The sequence below is a fragment of the Streptomyces cinnabarinus genome (assembly GCF_027270315.1).
In the GTDB taxonomy this organism is placed as follows: Bacteria; Actinomycetota; Actinomycetes; order Streptomycetales; family Streptomycetaceae; genus Streptomyces; species Streptomyces cinnabarinus.
In genome coordinates, this window is the sequence record NZ_CP114413.1 from 9,216,445 (window position 1) to 9,239,547 (window position 23,103).

Below are 23,103 nucleotides of genomic sequence, written 5' to 3' on the forward strand. Positions count from 1 at the left end.
GCACGTCACCTCGGCTGGGCGCGACACACCGTTCAGCGGTATGCCCGGCGGGTGTCCTATACCAGCTCGCGGGACTGGGCCCGCAGCCGCCTGGAGTGGCCCAACACGCTGGCCCCTGCACCGCAGCGCCGCCCGAGCGCACCGTCGTTCGACTGGATCATCCGCACCCCGGCACCCTCACCGAGGACGAAACCACCCGGCTGAAATCCCCTCTCGACATCTTTCCCGAGCTGGATCAAACCCACAGGCTGTACGGGACTTTACTCAGATGCTCGCCCGCCGAACCGGCATGGACGGTGAGACTCCCGGCAGGCTCTGTGAATGGTTGGGATGTTGACAGAGTCGAAGGTCGCGGAAACGGTGCGCGCCATGGTTCGCCGGGACCATGATGAACGCGGGCGAACACACCACCTCGGGGGACAGCCGACATGTACGACGGGTCAGGCCGCCGCAGTCCGGCACGTGACGAGCTGTGCAGGAGACTTGCCGAGGGGCGGGCCCGGGCGGGACTGGACCTGACGCAGCTCGCCCATCAGTCCAATCTGAGGCGGACGACGGTGTCGAAGGCACTCTCGTCCAGCGGGGGTGTGCCGTCGGCGGACACGGTGGCCGCTCTGGCGCGCGCGTTGCGGCTGTCGGTGGGTGAGCTGCTTCAGTTACAGCGAAAGGCGGCCGAGGAGTCGGGCGCGCCCTCAGCACACGCGTCAGGGCCAGGCAGGTCGATTGGTCAGTGGGAGCCGCACGAACTGGAAGTCCACCCCGCAGGATTGGGCAAGACCGTTTCGGGCGGTGGGGTGCGGACGCTGCCCGGGTACGTGCCCCGCCGGCATGACCAGGCTCTGGCTGCTGCGGTGCGGGATGCGTCAGGAGGTCGCAGCAAGATCGTGTTCCTGGTGGGGTCGTCGTCGACGGGGAAGACGAGGGCGTGCTGGGAGGCGGTGCAGCCGCTTGCAGTGAAGGGGTGGAGGCTGTGGCATCCCTTCGACCCGACCCGCGCGCAGGCCGCGTTGGAGGAGCTGCAGCAGGTCCGACCTCGGACGGTGGTGTGGCTGAACGAGGCTCAGCACTACCTTGGCGACCCAGCTGTCGGCGAGCTGGTCGCGGCGGCCGTGCACCGACTGCTGAGTGATGAGCAGCGCGGGCCGGTGTTGGTGCTGGGCACGCTGTGGCCCGAGTACGCCCACCAGTACACGGCCCTGCCCACTCCAGGCGGACACGATCCCCACAGCCGGGCCCGGGAACTGCTGGCCGGCCACACGTTGACCGTCCCCGACACCTTCGACACGAGCGCCCTGACCGCGGCCGCCGCTCTCGCCGAGAACGGTGACGGGCTGTTGGCCGACGCCCTCACCCGCACCCGGGATCACGGCCGAGTGGCCCAGGACCTGGCCGGCGCCCCGGAACTGCTGCGCCGCTACGAACAGTCCACCCCGCCCGCACGAGCCCTGCTGGAAGCAGCGATGGACGCGCGTCGACTCGGCGTCCGCCTCCACCTCCGGCACGCCTTTCTCACCGACGCCGCCGCCGGCTACCTCAGCGAGCACGACTACGACCAGCTCACCGACCACTGGGCCGAAGCCGCCTACGCCGAACTCGCCCAGCCGGTCCACGGCAAGCAGGCCCCGCTGCGCCGCACCACACCCCGCCCCCCGCAACACCCGCCCACCCCCACCACCAGCGCCAACAACGCAGCTCCGCCTGCGGGACCGGTGTTCCGGCTCGCCGACTATCTCGAACAACACGGCCGCACCACTCGCCGCCACCTGTGCCCACCCGCTTCGTTCTGGCACGCCGCCCACACCCACCTCACCCACCCCGACGACCTGCACAAGCTCACCGAAGCCGCCGAGGACCGCCACCGCCTCCAATGGGCCCACCACCTCCGCCACCGCGCCGCCGACCACGGCAGCACCCAAGCCCTGCACACCCTGGCCGTGATGCAGGAGGAGGCAGGAGACCGGGAGGGCGCTGAAGCGTTGGCGCGGCAGGCTGCCGACCACGGCAGCCCCCGAGCCCTGCTGCGCCTGGCCGGCATGCGGGAGCGGGCCGGGGACCGGGAGGAGGCTGAAGCGTTGGCGCGGCAGGCTGCCGACCACGGCAGCCCCCGAGCCCTGCTGCGCCTGGCCGGCATGCGGGAGCGGGCCGGGGACCGGGAGGGAGCTGAAGCCTTCGCTCGGCAGGCCGCCGACCACGGCGACATCGATGCCCTGCGGCGCCTGGCCGAGATGCGGGAGGAGGCGGGGGACCGTGAGGGGGCTGAAGCCTTCGCTCGGCAGGCCGCTGACTGCGGCAGCACCCACGCCCTGTACTCCCTGGCCGAGATGCGGGAGCGGGCCGGAGACCGTGAGGGCGCTGAGGTCCTGGTCCGGGAGGCCGCTGACTGCGGCAGCACCCACGCCCTGTACTCCCTGGCCGAGATGCGGGAGCAGGCCGGAGACCGTGAGGGCGCTGAGGCCCTGGTCCGTGAGGCCGCCGACCACGGCGACACCGACGCCCTGCTCATCGTGGCCGTGATGCAGGAGGAGGCCGGGGACCGGGAGGGCGCTGAAGCCCTGGCCCGGCAGGCAACCAGCCACGGCTTCACCGCCGCCCTGACCTACCTGGCCGGAATGCGGGAGCAGTCCGGGGCCCGGAGAGATGCTGAAGCCCTCTACTGGGAGGCCGCCGACTGCGGCAGCACCCACGCCCTGTACCACCTGGCCCGGATGCGGGAGGAGACCGGGGACCGGGACGGCGCCGAGGCCCTGGTCCGGCAGGCCGCCCAGCACGGCGACACCGACGCCCTGCGGCGTCTGGCCGAGATGCGGGAGCGGGCGGGGGACGGTGAGGGGGCTGATGTCCTGGCGCGGGAGGCCGTCGGCCACGGTGACACCGACGTCCTGTTGCGTCTGGCCCGGATGCGGGAGGAGGCCGGGGACCGGGAGGGCGCTGATGTCCTGGCGCGGGAGGCCGTCGGCCACGGTGACACCGACGTCCTGTTGCGTCTGGCCCGGATGCGGGAGGAGGCCGGGGACCGGGAGGGCGCTGAAGTCCTGGTCCGGCAGGCCGCCCACCATGGCAGCACCGACGCCATACGGCGTCTGGCGGAAATGCGGGAGGAGGCGGGGGACCGGGAGGGCGCCGAGGCCCTGGTCCGGCAGGCCGCCGATCACGGCGACACGGACGCCCTGTTCTTCATGCCCGGGACTTGGCAGCTGCTCACGAGACTGTGGCCCCATGGCCTGGACCCCGACGGTACTCCGACACCCCCATGGCAATAGCTCGTGCGGCATGCTGCTGACGCCGGGGCCGGGGTACGCCGAACGATGCTCATTCTCGACGGAGTTGCAGCAAGATTCACGTATTACCCATGGGGAGCGGGGGCGTCGTGAGTGAAGCGGGCACGGCAATTTCGCGGGCGATCAGAGCGGTAGGGGAGGACCTGATCGCCGCCCATCACGAGGGGGCCGGGTCAGGTTTCAGCGGAGTTTGGTGCCGCCCCATTCCGAGGCATAGCGGTAATGCTGCTCTGCGGCTGGCGGCAGTCACTGCGCGGGGTCCTGGTCGGCTTTGAGTGGTGGCTGCGCGCGGTGACGGCGACGAGTGAGTCGGGGGTCGTTTGCGTAGGCTTTGCGGCGGGCTGGCGTCCAGCCAGATGCCCCCGAGTCACATGCTTCGGCCAGGGGTACGAGGTGGTCGATGTCGAGGGCGCTGGTGGAGGGCAACCGTCTGGCCGTCGTTTACGGCAGCCATCGGCCGCCGATGCGGGTGGAGCCTGTTCCCACTTCGGGTGCTTCGCCGGCTTCGCTGATCGTGACTTCCTGGCGGGTGTTGCAGCTGTCGGTGCGGTCTTCACCGGTGTTCCAGTGCCTGCTCAAGCATGAACGCCAGGTCCCGGCCGCCTGCCAACCGCGCCGCTCGGGCCTTTCACCGGGCCAGATACTTTCTCGCCTTCCACCAGACACACTGCGCTCGCCGCTGGCTGTGCCCCGCCGACTCAGCCAGCCCAGGCAAATGTCACCACTCCCCTGCGCCGGGACCCGCGGACAGGCATCCACCCGATCCCTGCGGCCCCCTCCGCAGCGCAGCCCGCATCGTCCACGGCCCGATGGCGCCGTCTCCGCCCCCAGGGCACAGGCTCCGCGGTGGTCAGGGCCCGGCTATACCTTCGGCGTGGACTCCGCCCGGAGGGTTGAGGAGGATGGGTCGATCCTGCTCGGGCCCGGCGCGCCATTCGCGGGGTGTCATGCCGTAGGCGGCGCGGAAGGCGCGGCTGAAATGGGAAGGGCTGGTGAAGCCCCACCGGTGGGCGACGGCGGCGACGGACAGTGCCGAGCGGCTGGAGCGGGCGAGGTCGCGCTGGCCCGCAGCCAGGCGGCGGTGCAGAATCCACCGGCTGACCGTGGTCTCCTCGTTCTGAAAGAGCCAGTGCAGATAGCGCACGGAGATGCGGTGCGCGTCAGCGATCATCTGCGGGGAGAGGTCCGGGTCGGCGAGATTGCGGTCGATGAAGCCCTTGATACGCAGCCGCAGCGCGGTTCTTGCGGCATCGGTGCCGGTGTCGGGAGAGACACGGTCCAGTCGCTCGGCGATCAAGGTGGCCAGCAGGTCTGCGGTGTTGCGTGCGAGCAGGTCGCCGATGTGCGGAGGGATGTATGCCGCTTTGGTGGCGAACTGGGAGAGGAACTGGATCACAAGCGCCGAAGTGTCGGTGTCGGGTCCGATGGGCGTTGAGGTGAGGCGCTGGATCTCGCCCTCCCGTAGGCCAAGCATCCACCGTGGCACCTGGATGACCTGCTGGCGGAATGGGACGGGGTAGTTGGTTCGGTGCGGGTGGCTGGTGTCGAAGAAGAGCAAAGACCCGGGCCGGAGCAGCGCCCGGTGGTCGTTCTGATCCAGCGCCAGGACCCCGCGGTCCATCCAGCACACGTTGACGTAGTCCGCACCCGGCCCGTCAGCCACTCCTTTGGTCTGGCGGAACCGCTGCGGGTCGGCGTCCGTCGTGGCGACGTGCAGGGAACCGAGTCGGGTTGCGGTGATCGTGCCCCGGTAAGGCGCGTCCACGGGTAGGGCGATGTCCATCCGGACGGACGCCAGCTCGTCGTAGATCCGACTGATCATCTCGTGCCAGTAGGCCAGCCGTTCCTTGGCGGGAATCGGCTCTGTGGAGAGCACCGTAGCCGTCACGTCGTAACCTCCCAGCCCCCCTCCCGCCCCACCCGGCGGGACCCGGTCGGTGCAGGAGCCAATGCGCTCTGCGACACAGTCGGTGCACGGACAGACAAGTCGCCGCTGGTGCTGAATCTAACGTGTGTGCAGGTGGCTGGCACACCGCACCTCGCGATTCGCAGGCAACCGCGCCCTGTGGGCTTCGCGTCGAGATTGCCCGTTGTTGATCTTCTGCTGGAGGAGACCGGCATGAACTGGCCGTCGCTGGTTGTTCCGAGGCGTACGCGCTCAGCGCTCATCGCTGTCAGCACACGGCAGCCTTTACCGCGGTCGCGTCCGGCCGTGCGGGATCGGCGCCCGACTTACGGCGGAGATCGTTGTGGATCATGGCCGCTGGCGGAGGCCTCCAGGCGAAGCGGTGTGACGAAGAACCTGGAGGAGACGGGCTTCCCTGTGATTGGGCGGGCACCCCTACGGCGACACCGTGATCAGTGACGCCGCCGTCGGCCAGGACGGCGTCCAGGAACCGGTCTCACCATCAAGCCGAACACGTTCCGGGGCCAGTTCGCGGCGGACGTGTCCGCGAAGGACGCATCGGCCGATCGCGTCCGAGGAGCCGTCGGCCAGTGCCGCGTGGAAGGCGATCCCCCTCGTGTTCGCTCGTCGCCACCGAGCGCTACAACATTCCGTCGCTTCCCGCCTTCTGCCGCTCAGAGGTTCATATCCGAAGGGGCCAGCGCTCACATCGTCGAGGCGGACGCCTCGCCTGCGGTGGGGGTATCCCGTCCCGACGCGGTGACCCGGCTGATCGAGCGGGCTGCGCGGCACAGCCGACCTATCCCGAGCCCCATGACTCAGCACAACCGATCCGGCACCATCGAGGAGACTGTCATGTCGTACATCACCGTCGGCCTGGAGAACAGCGCTGACATCAAGATCTACTACGAGGACCACGGCTCGGGCCGGCCGGTCGTCCTGATTCACGGATATCCGCTCGATGGCGCCTCCTGGGAGAAGCAGACCGCGGCCCTCCTCACGGCCGGCTATCGGGTGATCACCTACGACCGACGGGGCTTCGGCCGCTCCGGCCGCCCGACCACCGGTTACGACTACGACTCCTTCGCCTCCGATCTGAACACCCTGATGGAGACTCTCGACCTGACAGACGCCGTACTGGTCGGCTTCTCCATGGGTACCGGCGAGGTCGGCCGCTACCTGTCGGCCTACGGATCCCAGAGGGTTGCCAAGGCCGCCTTCCTGGCCTCGCTGGAGCCCTTCCTCCTCAAGACCGAGGACAATCCGACCGGCGTAGACGGCAGCGTCTTCGAGGGCATCCTGGAAGCCGTCACGAAGGACCGGTACGCCTACTTCACCGACTTCTACCAGGCCTTCTACAACCTCGACGAGAACCTGGGCACCCGGATCAGCGAGGAAGCCGTTCGCGCGAGCTGGAAGACGGCCGCCGGCGCCTCCCCCTACGCGTCCAGCGCGTGCGTCCCGACTTGGACCACCGACTTCCGCAGTGATCTGGACAAGATCGATGTGCCCGCCCTCATCCTCCACGGCACCGCGGATCGCATCCTGCCCATCGAAGCCACTGGCCGTCCATTCCACCAGGCCGTCCCCCACGCGGACTACGTCGAGATCGAAGGAGCTCCGCATGGCCTGCTGTGGACCCACGCCGAGGAGGTCACCGACGCACTGCTGACCTTCCTGGCCAAGTAGTCGTCAGCCCGGACACCACCATGGCCCACCCGTCCAACCGGCGGGCCATGGTGGTGTTTATGCGGTAGCCACTGGCGTCGTCGGAGCGCTCGGTTGGGATGGCAGAGTGTCGAGCGATCCATTCGGCCACGTTCTCTCGCTGGGGATCACCGGGAGAACGCTGCCTCAGCCACGTCCGGACGGTGCAGGCTCAGCGGGGTCGACTCCACCTGAAGCAGCAGGCCATGGGAGTCGGCGGCTTGATGCGGCGCTGCGACACCGGGCAATCACCACCGCTGTGATTCCGACACATCTCCACCGGCCACTGCCTGCTCAGCAGGGTGTCCGCGTACGTGCTGACGTGAGCCCGTACACCGGAATGGGTGTCAGCGTGAGGATGTGAGCGCGGTGGTGAGATCACCTAGATGGCGTGACACCGGGCCTGTAGTGAGCAGACCGCTTCCCGCCCCGGCCCATTCCCCAGCAGCAGGCAGGAGCATGGTGCGCGCCCGCTCCATCATGGTCCGGTCACCTACCCCTATCGCAGCCTGCGCCACGAGACTCCATTGAGCCTCGAACAGAAGGCCAGGAGGGGGATCGGGCATGTGGCGCAATCGCGCGGCCGCTTCGGCGCGATCGCCGCGGGCGAGGAGCACCAGCGGCGTGGCCCAGGGTTCATGAGGTCCCCAGCCGGAGAGGTCACGCGTCTGAGCGGGCTGCCCGTGCAGGACGCGCAGACAGAGCAGGGTCATCGGCAGCAGGCCGTCCTCCAGACCGTGCATGCCCACCCCGCCCAGCCGGGCCGCCGCGTCACGGAAGGCCGCTTCCGCAGCCGGCACCGAATCGGTCAGGGAGAGACGCAAGGCCCGGTACCACGCGGTGAACACGCTGGCGAGAGGCAGCTCGTTACGCTCGGCCAGGCGGTCAACTGCGATGGCGTGGTGGTTCGCACCGAGGAAGTCCCCGAGGGCGCTGCGGGCCTGGAGCCGAATGAGGTGGCCGAGAATTTCGTAGGTGACCATGCCGTGTCGTGCGGACAGGGCGATCAGTTCCGCGCCCGTCTGGTCCCGGCGCGGGGACAGGCCCGCCCGATGGAACGTCTGCATGAAGACGCCATTGAGAGCGAAAGCCAACAGCCCAGGGTCATCCAGCCGCCGGGCGATCTGCTCCGCTTGCTGAGCGGCCTGCAGGCCTCGTGCCGAGCGTGTCCCTCGTGACTCCAGGGCAATGGTGGCCAGCAGACGGGCCCGGGCAGGGTCGTGATGCCCGGGAGGAAGTTCTTGCAGAACACGCTCCGCTGAGGAGATGACGTCCGCCGTGTGCTGGGCATCGTCCACGCGAGTCCAGATGGCCGGAACGTCGTATGCGCCGATCACCCGGGCTGTCAGCTCCGGGTCGCCGAGCTCCTCGGCTGCGGCGATGGCAGCGAAGCGGTGGCGCCGGGCGACTTCCAGGCCGTCGCCGCCGGTGACGGCGAGGTTGCGCAACAGGCCTACCGTGGACTCCAGCCGGGCCCGGGTGCCGGGCCTCACGGTGCGGTCGTATGCGGCAGCCGCGTCCGCCCATACCCTCTCCGCCGTACCGCCGAGGCCGGGAGGCAGGTCGAGGCGACGGTCCTGGGCCAGGATGTCCGCCTCAAGACCGCGCAGCGCCGGACCCGGGTCCACACCCAACTGCTCGACCAGGAGCGTGCGTGCCCGGCGCAACACGGCCAACGCGTCTCCCTGGCGACCGGTCCGGTACAGCGCGGTGGCCAGCAGCCGCCATCCATCCTCGCGCCAGGGATGTTCGGTTACATGCGCGTCGAGATCGGGCGCGGCTTCCGCGGCACGCCCAAGAGCCAGCCGCGCTTCGGCCTGCCGCTCTACAGCATGCAGCCGAAGTTCACTGAGGCGGGAGCGCTCCGTACGGGCCCACCCCTCATCGGCGAAGTCGGCCAGAGCCGGGCCTCGCCAAGAGGCCAGCGCTTCCTGCAGCCGGGGCAAGGCCGACTCCGGACGGAGTGCGGCGGCCGCAGCGACTGATTGCTCGAACCGTCGGCTGTCGACACGATCGTCCTCGACCCGCAGCGCATAGCCCGGCCCGTCCGTGATCAGCAGACGGGCCGGCATACGGGGAGGACGCTGGGGTTCCAGGGCCCGCCGCAAGGCGGAGACGAAGGTGCGGACGACCCCGACCGCTTTCGGGGGCGGTGTGTGCCACAGATCATCCACCAGACGCGTCACAGGAACGACCTGGCCCCGGGCAATGATCAGGCGGGCGAGGACCGCACGGTGCCGGGGCCCCTTGAGGGCGAGCGGGCAGCCATCCGTGCCCCAGGCCGCCACCGGCCCGAGGATTCCGAATGTCACGCTCACTGCCCGGCCCCTCTCCGCCCCACGCCAGGTCACGCTATCGCCTGCTCATTCGATGCTCATCCGCGGCAGCCAGGGTTAAAGGACCAGCTCATCCACAGAAAGAAGCCGGCTCATGGCACAAACGGTCGCCACCTTCGATTACCACCGGATCCATGTCGCCGACGATGTGTCGCTGAACGTGGCCGTCACCGGCTCGGGTGCACCACTCGTCCTGCTCCATGGCTTCCCGCAGACGCATCTGATGTGGCGGCATGTCGCTGCCGACCTCGCGGCGGACCACACCGTGATCTGTCCCGACCTGAGAGGCTACGGGGACAGCGACAAGCCCGTGGACACCGACGGCACCGTCTATTCCAAGCGCACCATGGCCGCCGACATAGTGGCCGTGTCCGAAGCCCTGGGATACAGGCGCTTCGCCCTGGCCGGGCACGACCGCGGTGCCCTCGTGGCCTTCCGCGCCGGCCTCGACCACCCCGACAGGATCACCCACCTGGCCTGCCTCGATGTGCTTCCCACCTTGGACATGTGGGATGTGATGCACGGAGTCACGGCGTCCGTCGGCTTCCACCTCTACCTCATGGCGCAGCCGCCGGGACTGCCCGAGCAGCTGATCGCAGCCAGCCCGGATGCCTTCTTCGGTCACTTCCTCGACAGCTGGACCAACGACCCGCAGGCGATTCCCGCCGACATCCGCGCCGCCTACCTGAAGGCCTGCCGGGGCGCGGTGCCTTCGATCGTCGCCGACTACCGTGCCTCCGCGGCCATTGACATCGAGCACGACCGGGCGGACCGTGCGGCCGACAATCAGCTGAGGATGCCTGTCAGCGTGCTCCAACAGGACTGGGGCGCGGCCCTCGGCTTCGACGCTGCCGCACTGTGGGGCTCCTGGTGCGCTGATCTCCAGCACACCACGGTGACCTCGGGTCACTTCATGGCCGAGGAAGCTCCAGCAGAAATTGCCGGCGCCCTCCGAGCGCTGACGAGTCGCTGACCGATTGGGTCATTCAACACACCCGCCCGCAGTCCGGGATCCGTCACTGTCGTGCAATGCGGACCCCTGACCCGGATCGGAAACTCCGGCCTTGGCCGCACCGGTGACGAAGACCGTGGCACTGAGGGCGTCTGCGAGGTGGAGCAACCGGAACCGACGATCGATGAAGCACATGGCCGCGGCAGGAGTCCCCGCTACGTCGGGCCCTGTCGCAAGCGCCTGTTGCACGGGGCGCCTGCAGCAGGACTGCCCTGCCCATCAACAAGTACCTGTGGGGTGAGCGCTTCTGTTCCCCCTCGTAGTTCGCCGGATCCTGCGGTGACGCAGGGATCGCCGTGGTCGAGGAGTACACCGAGAACCAGAAGCGGCCGGACTGAGCGCGGCGCCGTCGGGGAGCCCCACCACGCGATACGGCGGTGCTCCGCGTTGCCCGTCAGAATGCACGTCCTTTCGGGCTTGAAGACCCGGGGCCTTGCAGGATCAGGCTGATGGTTCTTCAAGTAGCGGGTACCTGTTGCTGGACGCAGCGATACCGCGGTCGCGGGTGTGCCAGGTGATCGAGGAAGCGGTAGGCCCAGACCCCTATTCGAGATCGCGAGCAATGGCGCCACCTGCCGCAACGTCAGGCTCGTGCACCAATAGGCCGCCGCCGGCAGCTGCCAGGGGTGCCACCACCACGACGCAGCACCAACGTCACCGGCCTGGCGAACTGCCCCTCGGGCAGCCCGGAGAAGGGCTCGACCCGCTTTGGATCACCGCTGAGAGATCCCCCCAACCATGCCCACGCACCAACCTCCCCACCGATTACAAGACACCCACCCTGGCTGTGGGCGGGCGGGGGAGTTGCCCAAGGCCGGTGCTTCTGCCTGCCGGAGGAAGCCAAAACTGAGCAATCTTTCGGTCTGGGAGGTGAGCAGTTTCTGCAGACACAGTGGCTGCACCGACGAACCAGAGGAGTTCCTTCATGCCGCACACCCTTGTGCTCGGCGCTGGCCCGGTGGGGCTCGTCACCGCGATGCTTCTCGCTGCGGACGGACACCGCGTCACCGTGCTGGACCGTGACCCCGCCGACTCCCGGACAACGGCCGCCGTGTTCGGCGGGGAATGGAAGCGGCCGGGTGTCGCCCAGTTCGGGCACACGCACATCTTCATGCCGGCTGGTTACCAGACACTCGCCCGAGAGCTTCCGGGCGCCGCGGCACGACTGCTGGCTGTGGGCGGACGCCCGCACAACATGATCGAAGGGGCCTTCGGGGCGGGCGAAGTCGGAGAACGCCAGGAGGGGGACGAGCGTTTCGAGACCGTCGCCGCCAGGCGCCCCGTCCTGGAGATGGCGCTGTTCGCGGAGGCGAGGGAGACGCCCGGAATCACCGTTCGGTGCGATGTGAAGGTTACCGGCCTGGTGACTGGCGATGCCCGCACACTCGGGACACCCCACGTCGTGGGAGTGACCACCAGGAACGGGGAGACGATCACTGCTGACCTGGTGGTCGACGCCACCGGCCGCAGCACCCGGATACCCGCCCTGCTCGCAGACCTCGGTGCCGCCCCGACGAGCCAGCACGCCGCTGTCGGTTTCCGCTACTACACCCGCTACTTCAGGTCTGAGCACGGTGACTTGCCCGCCCAGCCGACCTGGCCGATCTTCCACTACAACAGCATCTCGGCCATCACCGCGCCCGGTGACCATGACACCTGGTCGCTCACCCTCGTCACGTCCGGCCGCGACCAGCAGCTGCGGGCGCTGAAGGACCCGAACGTATGGACCCGGGTTGCCGCCAGCTACCCCGACGTTTCGCACTGGCTGGCCGGAGAACCGATCACCGATGTGAACGCGATGGGCGGGACGGAAAGCAAGCACTGGACGTATACCGTGGATGGAACGCCGGTGGTTACGGGACTCGTGGCGGTCGGCGACTCGTGGGCCACTACGAACCCCCAGTTCGGCATGGGTATGACGGTAGGAGTCCGGCACGCTCTGCTGCTCCGGGAGTCGCTCCGCAAGTTCGGAGCTGACAACCCGATCGAGCTCGCGCTGCACTTCGACCGTGACACGAAGGAACTGCTCGAGCCGATTTGGAGCGGATCTCTCAACTGGGACGAGCACCGGCTCGCCGAGATCGATGCCGAGATCCGCGGTGAGCGCTACACGACCGACGATGACGACTGGAACCTGCGCAGCATGCTGGACGCTGTCCGGCTCCGCGACCCTCACGTCCTGCGGAGCTACGCCGAGGTCGGCTGCATGCTGGCCGGCCCAGCCGAGGTGCTGGCCCGCCCGGGGCTGGTGGAACGGATCATCGAACTCGGTGCCAACGCTCCCCGCTACCCCTACCCCGGTCCCGACCGTACCCAGCTGCTAGAGATCATTGAAGCGAACTGATGCCGGAGCCCGCGGACGCGGCAGCGTCGAGCCGCCGTGCCTCTGGGGCCAACGGCACGCATCCTGCGCATGGCTGCCCGTAGGAACGTATCGCGGGTACCAGGCATGCTCTCGCGGCTCAGCGGTCGTTGACCACAGGTGAGGCTGAGCCGCGCAGTGAGAAGCATCTCGACCCGCTGTCCGAACGCAGCGACGTCCTGCCCACACCGTCCGTGTTCGTAAGACGGACCCAGGTGGATCCCGCAGAACTCCAACCTTTCTCAGCGTAGGCAGTATTCACAAAGGAGAGGAAACATTGAACCAGAGAAGATTTTCATCCATGCGGGACAAGATAGGTGCAGGCCTATCTGCTCTGGTGGCAATAATCGCGACCGTGGTGTTTGTGGGTTCGACGCCGAGCGAGGTTGGTGCGGCGCCACTCTCCGCCACGACCGTGACCACCTGGAATATGCAAGGTGAGGGATCGAATGGTCAGCCCGGTGCAAAGTATTATCAACTCAGGGAGTACCTGCGGAGGGCGCCCATAGTCCTGGTTCAAGAAGCTGGCTCTGGTCCTCCGAACAGTTTTGTAGAGGTCGACGGCACTCGGCGGGATCCCATAGACATGCAGACTCGAGATGGTGATACTTACAGATTTGCGCTATGGATGCCAGAAACAGAGAGGCGTCAGCGAGGGCCATACTCCTGTTACTGGCTCCAGACGGACACTGTGGGAGGGACGGGCCAGGGCGGGCGAGTCAATATTATGATTGTGACTCGCAATGCCCCGGATGAGGTTCGAGTAGTCCGCAACCCAGTCCAAGCCGGCCGCGCCGCGCTGGGTGTACGTTTTGGAAGTAGCTGGTACTTCTCCTTTCACGGATTGTCCAGTAATCGCAATGGCGGTGAGGGCGGCGGCGATTCTGCAGCGATGATCGAGGCGATCGATAATGCGGTAGATCGTTGGGGTACTCAGTCTGGGAGAATCTACGAATGGACCGTCGGCGGTGACTTCAATGTGAGCCCCACGACACTGAGGGCCCGCCTCGATAGGCGAGACAACGCCGACGCGGATGACGATCTGACGTATCCGGCTTATATTTACAACACAGCTGGACCCACGCAAGTGTCTGGCGGAAACCTGGACTATTTCGTTTCGAGTGAAAGGATCGTGGGGCACGACACCTACCTGTATCCCAGGATCCAATCCGACCACAACCCAATCCAGATTGGGAATGACCAGCTTCCTCCACCACCTCCCGCTATATTTCCCAGTCGCGTGTCAACGGCGGGTGACAGTATTCCCACGGGTCAGAACAGTAGCAATGGTGCAGGATATCGCAGCTGGGTCTACGACGGGACGAGCACCCTAAGCGGGATATACCGGAGAGACGTCGATATGGTTGGAACGGAGCGGAGCGGCGATATGCCCGATCCTGACCACGACGGGCATCCCGGTTGGCGGATCGACGAAGTCGCAAAGATATTGGACTGCTCCATTCCCGCACATCGCCCTAACCTGACGCTCTTGATGGCGGGTACCAATGACCTGAATCAGAATTGGGCCATCGAAGCCGCGCCCGAAAGGCTGGGGTCACTGGTCGATCAGATACTCGCAGACGCACCCGAGACGACCGTACTCGTATCCGAATTGGTTCCCTCCACTAAGGAGGGAATGCAGGAAAAGATCGATCGATTCAACGCGGAACTTCCCCAAGTGATTGAGCAGCGTCGAGCCGCCGGAAAGCATGTCATGCTGGTCAGTATGGGCGAGCTGACCGTGAACGATGTCGACGGCTCGCATCCGAACGATGCCGGCTACAAAAAGATGGGAGAAGAGTTTCTTACTGCCATCTACTACGTTGAAGATCAGGGATGGCTCAAGGAACCGGTTCAAGGCACCGGACAGAAATGCGATCCCGACACCGCGGCAGGCCCGGGATGGAATCCCCTCGGTGTCCTGACTACTGGCATGCCGACCCCGGAAGGAGACACCGACCTCGTCGAGCTCAATGGTGATGACCGAGCCGACTACGTGAAGGTGGGATTGAACGGGACGGTTCGGTATGCACTCAATATGCCCGGAGAGCCCGGCAGGCCGAACTGGGTCGAACTCAATCCGCATTACGACCCGCTGGGGACGGGAACCATGAAGTGGGCGGACATGAACGGCGACGGCAGGGATGACCGGCTGATCATCGATCACAGCAAGTATAGGATCGAATACCGCATAAATACGGGCGTAATCGACGGTGAAGTGAAATGGTCGACACTTGCGTATGTCCCCATGGGCCCATGGCTAGCCGACACGAGTATCAAAACAGCTTCGATGCGGTTTGCCGACATCGACGGTGACGGCCGCGATGACTTCTTGCGGGTAGGTGAAGATGGCTCTATTCACGCCTACGAAAATCGCGCATCATCGGCGGGGTTGAACTATGCGGAATTCAAAGTCGAGCACCTGAACTGGGCGCCTGGGGTTTGGTACGGATCTCGTGACAAACTGCGTCTGGCAGATGTCAATGGTGACCGCAAGGTCGACTACATGATGGTCGGTTCCACCGGGGCCGTCCATGCCTACTTTAATAACGGTGGGAATGGCGGAGGTGGTTTCAATGAGCACCTGTACTTCGTCAACGAAACCGGCTATCCAGGAGATAAGGTAGCTTTTCGGGACATCAGTGGCGACGGGAAGGCTGACTATGTCGTCGTCTATGACGGGGGGTCAGTTCGGGCGTGGCTCAATCGAGGAGGAAACATATAACCCAGCAGTGCACGAGTTGACTCACCCGCCCTGCCGCTAGTCAGCTTGTCAATCGCGGCGTTTCGGCTGGACCTGGCCCACGGTCCAGCCGAAACGCCGAAGTGCCTTCTGAAACCGGATGCTGCGGGACGGAGCCTGACTCTCTCGCATCCACGCCACCAGCGGCCCCGCGATAGGGGACCGGTGCCGGTGCGCGTGGCGGCCTGCCAACTGCACGGCCCCGGCCGCGCGGCTGAGAACTACCGCCTGGTGATGACGACGCGCGATGCCTGTCGTCATCCCGCCCGCCAGGCCGCACTCCACCAGGAACGCTGAGTGGCAGAAGGCGTCCTTGCTGAGGTCAGAACCCATCAACGCGGCGTGCTTACCAGGAGATCTGGGCACACCTGCGTGCACCACGTGCTGCGCTGGCTGATGGTGACAACCGCCGCCAGCCCTGGACCTCGACCAGGTCTCTTACACCCTGCGCTTGTGCTCCTCCAGGACTTGCGGTTCCACCAGGTCGATGGTGTCGTGCTTGAAAACGCCGTGTCCGAGGGGGAGTTGGTGACCGTCCGGGCCCGGACAGCTACTGGACGGGCGGCGTGTGCGGCCTGACGGACACTGTCGTCCCGTGTGCGCAGCCGGTACGTACGTCGGCTTGCCGACAGTGCGGTCGGCGACCGTCGGGTAGTGATGGAGTCACAGGTACGGCGGTTTCGCTGCCGCGAACTCGCGTGCGGGCAGGCAACGCTCGCCGAGCAGGTCGACGGGCCGCCTTCCCGCCCACGGCGAAGTGCCAGTCTGCAGACGTGCTTGCACGCCTGGCGGCGATGCTGGCCGGTTGGGCCAGCGCCCGCTTCTCCGAAGTCCTGACGGCCCAGGCGAGCAAGTCGATGCTGCTGCGGCTGATTTGCCTGCCGGATCAGGAACCAAAGACGCCGCACGTCGTGGGAGTGGACAGCTGACGAGGCGGTCATGGAAAGGGCGGCGAGTGGCCGCGCGAAACCGGGAGGCAGATGATTCCAGGCATACAGCCCGAGGGGCCATCAGGGTGAAGCGGCCGCCTTGCTGGCGCTCCCGCGCTGGGCCGTTCCCAGCGGGCTAACCACCCGTCTGAACTGCTTCTACAGGTACTCCGGCGCGTCCGTTCGACAAGCGCATGACCTCAGCGCACCGCAAGACCACACCCACCGAAGTGGCGTATTAGGCGCGGGTGATCGCGGTGCCCCTGAGTTCGTGGTGCCACAGCACCTTGGACATGCGCTCGACAGCCGCGGTGAGATGACGTCGATAGGTGCTGAAGGGGAGACCCAGACGCTCAGCGGCGGCTTCCTGAGTCGGGGCACCCCTGAAGTAGGTCGTCATTACGGCGCGGTGACGCTTCTCGCCTCCGCGCTCGTCCAGAAGCGCGTTCGCCGCCTGTTCCAGTACCTCGGCCAGCAGTTGACCGCTCTCGGCCACCAAGCGGCTGCGCTGCAACGGGTTCGCCTCAAGGAGTTCAGGCTGCCGCAACGTACGCAGCGCATCGCGCACCGCGGCCTCGAACTCAGGCTGGGACAAGACGTTCAGCTCACTCGAAGCAGCCTGCCGCACTTCGACCATGGGCGAGCCCGTCAGCATTGCCTGACTCTTCTCCTGCAGCCAGGGTCCGGCGGGCTGGACACGCCAGTCGTGTGAGAACAAGGCGTATGCGTTGCCGCCCACCTCGGGGCGGGCGTCGATGGGCAGCATGTTGATGTCGCCCAAGTGGGCATTCCAGAAGCCGTCATCGCGCATCACCACGTACGAGTGGGCGAGCCGTTGCGCCCGTATCATCTCTCCTGTGGCGCGCCACTGGGTCAGGGTCATGGGCGCCGACGGCCGCTGATACGCCTGGTTTGCCACCGAGAAGCGGGCCATTCCAAGATGCTCGCCCGGCCTGAGCGGGCCTGTTGCCCGCGCATGTGCCCATGCGGCCGCGACGACCGGGTCGATGTCCGATCCTCCGAAATCTGAGAGCCGAAGCCAGGCCGAGAACGCGTTGAGCCGGCCGGACTGGGTGGAGCGGTAGACGCGGAAAGACTCCGGCTGGCGGTCCAGCCAGAACGAGGCGATCCGCTCCGACTCCGGGCCTTCCGCTTCGCGCACGAGGTCCAGCACTCGTTGCCGGTCGCCCGCTGCGTATGCTTGGTCTTCCACCAGGCCCGATTCACGCCATCCGTTGAAGTCCGACATCGACCGGTCGGTCCGGAACAAGTAGATCAGAGCGCCCGTGGCCTGGAGCATCTCCGTTTCGGGCGCGGAACGCAGACGCTCCAGTAGCTGTTCGCGCATGGCGTGGTGCATCGCAGCAAACCCCTCAGGGTCGCGCCACCGCAGATCTGCTTCCAGTACCTCGCGTACCGCGTCATGCGGATACAACCCGCTCACGGTCGCTTCCACGAAGGGCTGGCGGCGCAGCCACGCGAACAGCTCGGCGGTGTGCTCACCCAGCAAGGAGCGCAGCAGCGACTCCGAGGTGACGTAGGCGTGTGCGCATACTTCCAGCGTCTTGCGATGCAGTTCGTCGGGGGTGTTCCCGATCAGCTGGGGCAGCAGGGTTGCGATGACGTCGTGGCTGGGTTTCCACAGTGGTGCCGCCGCCTCGTCGTGCACCGCGACGGCAGCTGCCAGGGCAAGTGCCAGCGGATTGCCACCGGTGAAGGAAAGCAGCGCCGCATGAGCCCGCGGCGGTACCCCTCGGAGCTGCAGGAACTCGGCGGCGTCTTGGGGAGCGAGGTTGCGCAGCGCGGTGACCTGAAGCAGTCCGGCCCAACCGGGGTCGCTGGTCATCACGGGGTCTGGGGGCAGCCGGCCTGCGATGACGATGCGATTGTCCACCGGGACCTTCGGCAGGAAGTGATCCCATAGCCATCCCTCAAGGCCCTGACAGCGTTCGAACGTGTCGACGAGCAGCACGGCCCCTGGCGCCTCGATCGCTCTTTGCGCCGCTTGTGCGAAGCCCTCTGGCGTTGGGGTGATCGTGCGGCCGTCGACTTCGACGACCGGCCGGCCGGCCGCACGGGCCTCCATGGCGAACCTGCGTAGCAGCATGGATTTGCCGATGCCGCCCGGGCCGTGCAGGTATTGCACGGTGCATGCTCCGGGGTCTCCGGCTAGCGCGGTCCGGAACAGGGCGAGTTCCGCGTGGCGCCCGACGAAGGCCCGCTCGCGGCCGGCAGCGAGGCTTTCACCGATTGCGCGGTAGGGGCCTCTTCCATCTGTCACTTCTGACTCCTCGGAGGTCCGGTCATGCGATCGCCATCGTAACGATCGGGTAGATCATGAGGCCGTGTCAGGGGGTCATCGCAACCGCGATCATGAGCGGCAGTGGCGATGTGCACATACAGGACCTTTGGTTCCATCGGGCCGGAGGCACTGTGACTGAAAGTGCCGCATCAGGCGACGAGTTGGCTCTCGCGCGTGCTTGTAGCACAGCCGATCATGCCGCATGTCCGGGCTGCGGGGTGCTCTCGCCTCGATCGAGTGCGCACGCCGGCTCCGACGCAGCGGTGGGCGCCCGCCTGGCGGTGATCTGGTGAGGGTGTCGACGGTCAGCCAATTCCCCACCCTGAACGTCACGCAATGGGCCAGGGGGACTGTGACGTTGCGACCGTCGTTCAGTCTGGTCAGGGCTGTTCAGGGTGGCCGCAAGGCCAGCGCGGAGCGCCGCCGAAGGCGCCCTTGACCGGCCGTTGGCCTGCCGCACGGCAGCCTCGATGTCGGGGTCGATGTGATCGAGGTAGTGGTTGTTCGGCACACCCATACGCAGTGCCGTGAGGTCCTGGTCCTTGTTCAGCCAGTAGTCGGCCGGGGGCAGGGGCAGGGAGGCGGGGTCGCGCGGGGCGTGCCCGGCAAGGGCGGCCAGCACCAGCGACGCGTCCTCGACGGTGCGGGTGATGGGGCCGACATGGCCAAGCGACCAGGATAGTGAAGTCACGCCGTGCCGGGAGACGAGGCCGTATGTCGGCTTCAGCCCGACGACTCCGTTGAGCGGACGGCACACGGTCGAACCGCCGGTGTCGGTCCCAATCGCGAACGTGGCCGCACCGGTGGCCACGGCCGACCCGCCGGCGACTCGGTCCTGGCTTCAGGCGTGCCGCGTCTGCGGCGTGGTGAGGCCGTACGCGAATTCGTGGGTGCGGGTCTTGCCGACCAGCACCGCGCCTGGTCTGTCAGCTGTGCGGCGACCGTGCTGTCCCTGTCCGCCCGGACCTGGGAACCGGCTGTGGTTGCCACTCCTTCGGTGTCTATCAGGTCCTTGAGACCCATCGGGATGCCGTGGAGCGGGCCCGTGAAGCGTCCTGCCGCGGCCGTGCGCTCCGCCTCTTGCGCAGCAAGGCGGGCGCGCTCGGCGATCACCGTGCCGTATGCCTGCAGACGCGGCTCCGTCTCCTCGATCCGGCCCAGGACGGAGTCGACCAGTTCGACGGGCGACAACTGCCGTGCCCGGATGCGCTGGGCAGGCACCGGCCGCAGCTGGCAGCCGTACTGGAACGGCGGCAGGCCGCACGAGGGCCCAGTGGTGCGCGCCGTTCAGAGGAATGCTTCCAGGCCGTACTGGAACGGCACGGTCGGTCTGGCCTCTCGGGCACGACCCGCCCGCAGAACCGGCCGTGGTGCCACTCACCGGCATGGCGCCAAGCCGGGTGGCCGCGGTGTGGAACGAAGGTAGCGCCAACCCGCTGATCCGAGCCTGCATCGAGCACGCGACAGCCGCGTGCGGCCGCTGAAAACGGCAATGGTGCTGCCGCAGCTCGTGAAGGAATTGAAGTGACAATCAGTTCAGGGCGTCAGCAACGAGTTCCCGCGTGAGGGCGCAACTGCCCGCCAACGCGGCATGATCGAACGTGTACGCTCCAAGGCATCCCCGGACAGCCCAGACACGCCTGTGACGGGGCGGCGAGACAGGGTGCGCCGACCACGTGACACCCGCCTCGAACCACGGCTGAGGAGCAGTGATGACCAACCCCTCCACTCCTTACCCGACCACGGTGAGTGAAGGACGCCTCAGCTACGCGGTCTTCCAGCTCGCCCGGGCCCATCGCGGTTATGCGGCGGCAATGCTACGTGACATGGACCTGTACCCCGGTCAGGAACTGCTGCTGATGCAGCTGTTCGACAGGGACGGGCAGACGCAGTCGGAACTCCTGGAAAGCGTTGGCCTGGACCATTCGACCGTGTCCAAGGCGTTGCGGCGTATGCAGGAAGCCGGATTGCTCACACGCGAGCGGGCCGAGCACGACCAGCGAGTGCTCGTCGTCTGGCTCACGGACAAGGGCAGAAGCCTGCGTGAGCCCATCGCGGCCATGTGGGCGGCTCTGGAAGAGACTTCTGTCAGGCATCTGAACGCGGACCAGATCGAGTCCTTCATCAACGCCGCGCAGGCGATCGAGAAGGCGATCGTCAGCCGCAACCGGGCGGCGCATCCGGCGGAATGAGTTGCGGCAGGGGCTGGGCTGTGGATCAAGCGCAGACTCGCATAGTTCCTACTGGCTGCGGCGGGTGATCGACTTTTCGATTGTGCGGGCGACGGTGATGAAGGATTCGATTGCCTCGGCGTCCAGTTCTTGTGCCGAAGTGTGCTCAAGCGCGGACCACATGGCCTCGATGGGTTCGCGCATATCCCGTCCCCGGTCGGTGAGCCACACGGTTGCTACCCGTCGGTCGTGTTCGGCAGGCTGCCGGGTGAGCAGTCCGGCTTCCTGCATGCGGCGCAGGGACTTCGAGACGGTCGAGTGGTCCAGGCTGACGCTCTCCAGAAGCTCGGACTGGGTCTGCCCGTCCCGCTCCAGCAGTTTCATCAAGAGCAGTTCCTGGGCGGGATGCAGACGCAGGCTGCGTAGCAGCCCGGCCGCGTGGGCCCGGTGGGCCCACGCCAGGCCGAAGATCGCGACACTCAGGCGCGCCGTGCCTTGAGATTGCGGGGCGGACGTCACTGCTGCCGCAGCTTCCGCACGTTGTTCAGGCATCGCCACCTCCACCTTGTTCGGCTGGCCACTTGGCTTTAGGGGTCAGGACGGACGGCGGAGGCCGGCGAGGAGATCGGTGAACGGAACCACCTCCGGGGCGCCGGGCTCGGGCGGGTTGTCGTCGGCGTCAAGCGGCGTGCCTGGGCTGGGGCGGACAGCGCGGAACGTGATGAGGTCGACCAGTTCGCCCGCCGCGGGGTCGATCCTTGCCGGGAGGGATTCGGGTGGGATTCCGCGGCTGTGCCCCAGTCCGCGGTGGCGGCGAAGACGGCGGTCGGAACGACCAAGGCGTGCAGGTAGGCGAAGAGCGGACGCAGCGCGTGGTCCAGGGTGAGCGAGTGCCGTGCGGTGCCGCCGGTCGAGCCGATCAGTACCGGGGTTCCGGCCAGGGCAGCGGGGTCGATCAGATCGAAGAACGACTTGAACAGACCGCTATAGGAGGCGTGGTAGACCGGTGTGACCGCGATCAGACCGTCGGCGCGGGCCACCGTGCTGATCGCCTCGCCCAGGGCCGGGCTCGGATAGCCCAGGGTCAGGTGGTGGGCGATGCCCACGGCGAGGTCGCGCAGTTCCACGACGCGAACGCCCATGGTCGGCTCCTCCCCGCTGAATTGCCGTTGCACGGCGCTGACGAGCCGGTCGGCGAGGGCGCGTGGAGGAGGGGTAGTTCAGTCCGGCCGACACCGCGACCAGGCGGAGAGGTTGCATTGTGGTCACTGTCCTACCGCGCCGGCCGGGCGGCTGACCGCAGGATGTGTGGGGCCGTCCGGCACGTGCGCGGGGTGGCGTGCGTCGAACTCGCGGCGCGGCACCGGGAGGATCTCGCCGAGAAGGTCGAGTTGTTCCATGCCCGTCCTTTCGGGTAACCCGCTCGCATCCAGGCTGAACAACCGACGCTGATAGTCGCCGAAGGCGTCCCGGAAGGACGGGGTCTTGTCGATGACCTCTTGGGGACGGCCCACGGTCAGCGGAGTCTGCTCGGCCACGTCTTCCAGCGACGTGCCGCCGTAGAGGGGCATGGTGCGAAAGTACGGCCGGTAGTCCCTCACAGCGTCCTGGGATCTGCGCCGCATGAACACCTGGCCGCCGAGACCTACGACGGCCTGGTCCTGCGGGCCGTGGCCGTAGTGCTCGAAGCGCTGCCGGTACAGGTTCACCAAGGGCACGAAGTGCTCGCGGGGGAAGAAGATGTGGTTGGCGAAGAAGCCATCGTCGTAGGACGCGGCCTGTTCGGCGATTTCAGGGCTGCGGATCGAGCCGTGCCAAACGAGCGGCGGCGTGCCCGCGAGTGGGCGCGGGGTTGAGGTGAATCCCCGCAGAGGGGTGCGGAACTTGCCCTCCCAGTCGACGACGTCCTCCCGCCACAGCCGACGCAGGAGGTCGTAGTTCTCGATGGCGAGGCGAAGGCCGCCAGCGCCTGACGACTGCACGTCAGCCGCCTGGTGCCGATCTGTCGTCGCCGCGCGGTCAGCTCCAGCCGCAGACAGCCGCAGTGCTGAAGTGCACAGATGTAACCCAACTTGGGTGGGCAATGACTCGGAGTTCGGCGGAGAAGGTTGCCGTTAGTCGACAACCCATCTACTTGGGGCTTCGTCGTCCCGTCACCGCAACCCCTCGATCTCACAGTCAGGTTGGAAGGGGCTCACTGTGTGCTGGCGCGTCGTCGGAGGCGCCCTGCGGAGCCCGGCGCGCCGGGCCGGCGGACCGTGCGCTGGCAGCACCGTGATGGAACGCCTCCGTCGTGGCTTGGCTGCGCACGAGTGAGAGCCCGCAAGCGTCACCAGGAGTCCAGGCTGCACCCGGCA

At 67.0% G+C, this 23,103-nt stretch carries 11 protein-coding genes and 4 pseudogenes; 8 read left to right on the forward strand and 7 right to left on the reverse strand.

Translation table 11 applies throughout. The annotated features are described in order from the left end of the window. Positions 1–428: 428 nt before the first annotated feature. Positions 429–3,260, forward strand: a complete 2,832-nt coding sequence (locus STRCI_RS41570) for a tetratricopeptide repeat protein (RefSeq protein WP_269664190.1) — start codon at positions 429–431, stop codon at positions 3,258–3,260. Positions 3,261–4,128: 868 nt separating this feature from the next. On the opposite strand, the gene STRCI_RS41575 is transcribed toward STRCI_RS41570, so the two are convergent. Next, positions 4,129–5,166: a helix-turn-helix domain-containing protein gene (locus tag STRCI_RS41575; protein WP_269664191.1), complete on the reverse strand. Its 1,038-nt coding sequence runs from the start codon at positions 5,164–5,166 to the stop codon at positions 4,129–4,131. 873 nt (positions 5,167–6,039) lie between these two features. Between STRCI_RS41575 and STRCI_RS41580 the strand changes: the two genes are divergently transcribed. Beyond that, positions 6,040–6,873 carry an alpha/beta fold hydrolase gene (locus STRCI_RS41580; protein ID WP_269664786.1) on the forward strand — a complete coding sequence of 278 codons (834 nt, stop codon included), beginning with the start codon at positions 6,040–6,042 and terminating at the stop codon, positions 6,871–6,873. A gap of 365 nt (positions 6,874–7,238) precedes the next feature. Here the strand turns inward: STRCI_RS41580 and STRCI_RS41585 are convergent, their stop codons facing one another. Continuing rightward, complete coding sequence (locus tag STRCI_RS41585; protein WP_269664192.1) at positions 7,239–9,209, reverse strand: AfsR/SARP family transcriptional regulator; 1,971 nt, start codon at positions 9,207–9,209, stop codon at positions 7,239–7,241. Positions 9,210–9,321: 112 nt separating this feature from the next. Here STRCI_RS41585 and STRCI_RS41590 point away from each other — a divergent pair, with 112 nt between their 5' ends. The 4 genes from STRCI_RS41590 (at position 9,322) to STRCI_RS41610 (ending at position 16,273) form a co-directional block, all read left to right on the forward strand. Next, on the forward strand, positions 9,322–10,200 hold the full coding sequence (locus tag STRCI_RS41590) for an alpha/beta fold hydrolase (protein WP_269664193.1): 879 nt from the start codon (positions 9,322–9,324) through the stop codon (positions 10,198–10,200). A 964-nt stretch (positions 10,201–11,164) separates the two neighbouring features. Beyond that, positions 11,165–12,583 carry an FAD-dependent oxidoreductase gene (locus STRCI_RS41600; RefSeq protein ID WP_269664194.1) on the forward strand — a complete coding sequence of 473 codons (1,419 nt, stop codon included), beginning with the start codon at positions 11,165–11,167 and terminating at the stop codon, positions 12,581–12,583. Between the two features lie 448 nt (positions 12,584–13,031). Further along, the gene (locus STRCI_RS41605; RefSeq protein ID WP_336298856.1) at positions 13,032–15,326 is read left to right on the forward strand and encodes a GDSL-type esterase/lipase family protein; all 2,295 of its coding nucleotides are present in this window, start codon (positions 13,032–13,034) and stop codon (positions 15,324–15,326) included. Positions 15,327–16,117: 791 nt separating this feature from the next. Next, the gene (locus STRCI_RS41610) at positions 16,118–16,273 is read left to right on the forward strand and encodes a hypothetical protein (RefSeq protein ID WP_269664196.1); all 156 of its coding nucleotides are present in this window, start codon (positions 16,118–16,120) and stop codon (positions 16,271–16,273) included. Positions 16,274–16,511: 238 nt separating this feature from the next. Here STRCI_RS41610 and STRCI_RS41615 read toward each other — a convergent pair whose 3' ends face one another. Next, positions 16,512–18,419 carry a P-loop NTPase family protein gene (locus STRCI_RS41615; protein ID WP_269664197.1) on the reverse strand — a complete coding sequence of 636 codons (1,908 nt, stop codon included), beginning with the start codon at positions 18,417–18,419 and terminating at the stop codon, positions 16,512–16,514. Between the two features lie 571 nt (positions 18,420–18,990). Next, positions 18,991–19,805: pseudogene (locus tag STRCI_RS41620) on the reverse strand (amidase); the annotation flags it as partial. Here STRCI_RS41620 and STRCI_RS41625 point away from each other — a divergent pair. Together STRCI_RS41625 and STRCI_RS41630 are read left to right on the forward strand one after the other, a co-directional pair. Next, positions 19,792–20,059 (forward strand): annotated as a pseudogene (locus STRCI_RS41625) (LysR family transcriptional regulator); the annotation flags it as partial. The pseudogenes STRCI_RS41620 and STRCI_RS41625 overlap by 14 nt on opposite strands. Positions 20,060–20,287: 228 nt before the next feature. After that, positions 20,288–20,767 carry a MarR family winged helix-turn-helix transcriptional regulator gene (locus STRCI_RS41630; RefSeq protein ID WP_269664198.1) on the forward strand — a complete coding sequence of 160 codons (480 nt, stop codon included), beginning with the start codon at positions 20,288–20,290 and terminating at the stop codon, positions 20,765–20,767. A 48-nt stretch (positions 20,768–20,815) separates the two neighbouring features. On the opposite strand, the gene STRCI_RS41635 is transcribed toward STRCI_RS41630, so the two are convergent. From STRCI_RS41635 to STRCI_RS41645, 3 genes and pseudogenes are all read right to left on the reverse strand, one after another. Then, positions 20,816–21,298 carry a MarR family winged helix-turn-helix transcriptional regulator gene (locus STRCI_RS41635; protein WP_269664199.1) on the reverse strand — a complete coding sequence of 161 codons (483 nt, stop codon included), beginning with the start codon at positions 21,296–21,298 and terminating at the stop codon, positions 20,816–20,818. A 42-nt stretch (positions 21,299–21,340) separates the two neighbouring features. Continuing rightward, positions 21,341–22,006 (reverse strand): annotated as a pseudogene (locus tag STRCI_RS41640) (CE1759 family FMN reductase). A 5-nt stretch (positions 22,007–22,011) separates the two neighbouring features. Further along, positions 22,012–22,707, reverse strand: a pseudogene (locus tag STRCI_RS41645) (LLM class flavin-dependent oxidoreductase); the annotation flags it as partial. Positions 22,708–23,103: the final 396 nt, after the last annotated feature.

Coding starts and splice junctions, on each gene's coding strand:
- STRCI_RS41635 (WP_269664199.1), bottom strand. CDS start 21,298: ATGCCTGAACAACGTGCGGAAGCTGCGGCAGCAGTGACGTCCGCCCCG.
- STRCI_RS41605 (WP_336298856.1), top strand. CDS start 13,032: ATGCAAGGTGAGGGATCGAATGGTCAGCCCGGTGCAAAGTATTATCAA.
- STRCI_RS41570 (WP_269664190.1), top strand. CDS start 429: ATGTACGACGGGTCAGGCCGCCGCAGTCCGGCACGTGACGAGCTGTGC.
- STRCI_RS41630 (WP_269664198.1), top strand. CDS start 20,288: ATGACCAACCCCTCCACTCCTTACCCGACCACGGTGAGTGAAGGACGC.
- STRCI_RS41580 (WP_269664786.1), top strand. CDS start 6,040: ATGTCGTACATCACCGTCGGCCTGGAGAACAGCGCTGACATCAAGATC.
- STRCI_RS41600 (WP_269664194.1), top strand. CDS start 11,165: ATGCCGCACACCCTTGTGCTCGGCGCTGGCCCGGTGGGGCTCGTCACC.
- STRCI_RS41590 (WP_269664193.1), top strand. CDS start 9,322: ATGGCACAAACGGTCGCCACCTTCGATTACCACCGGATCCATGTCGCC.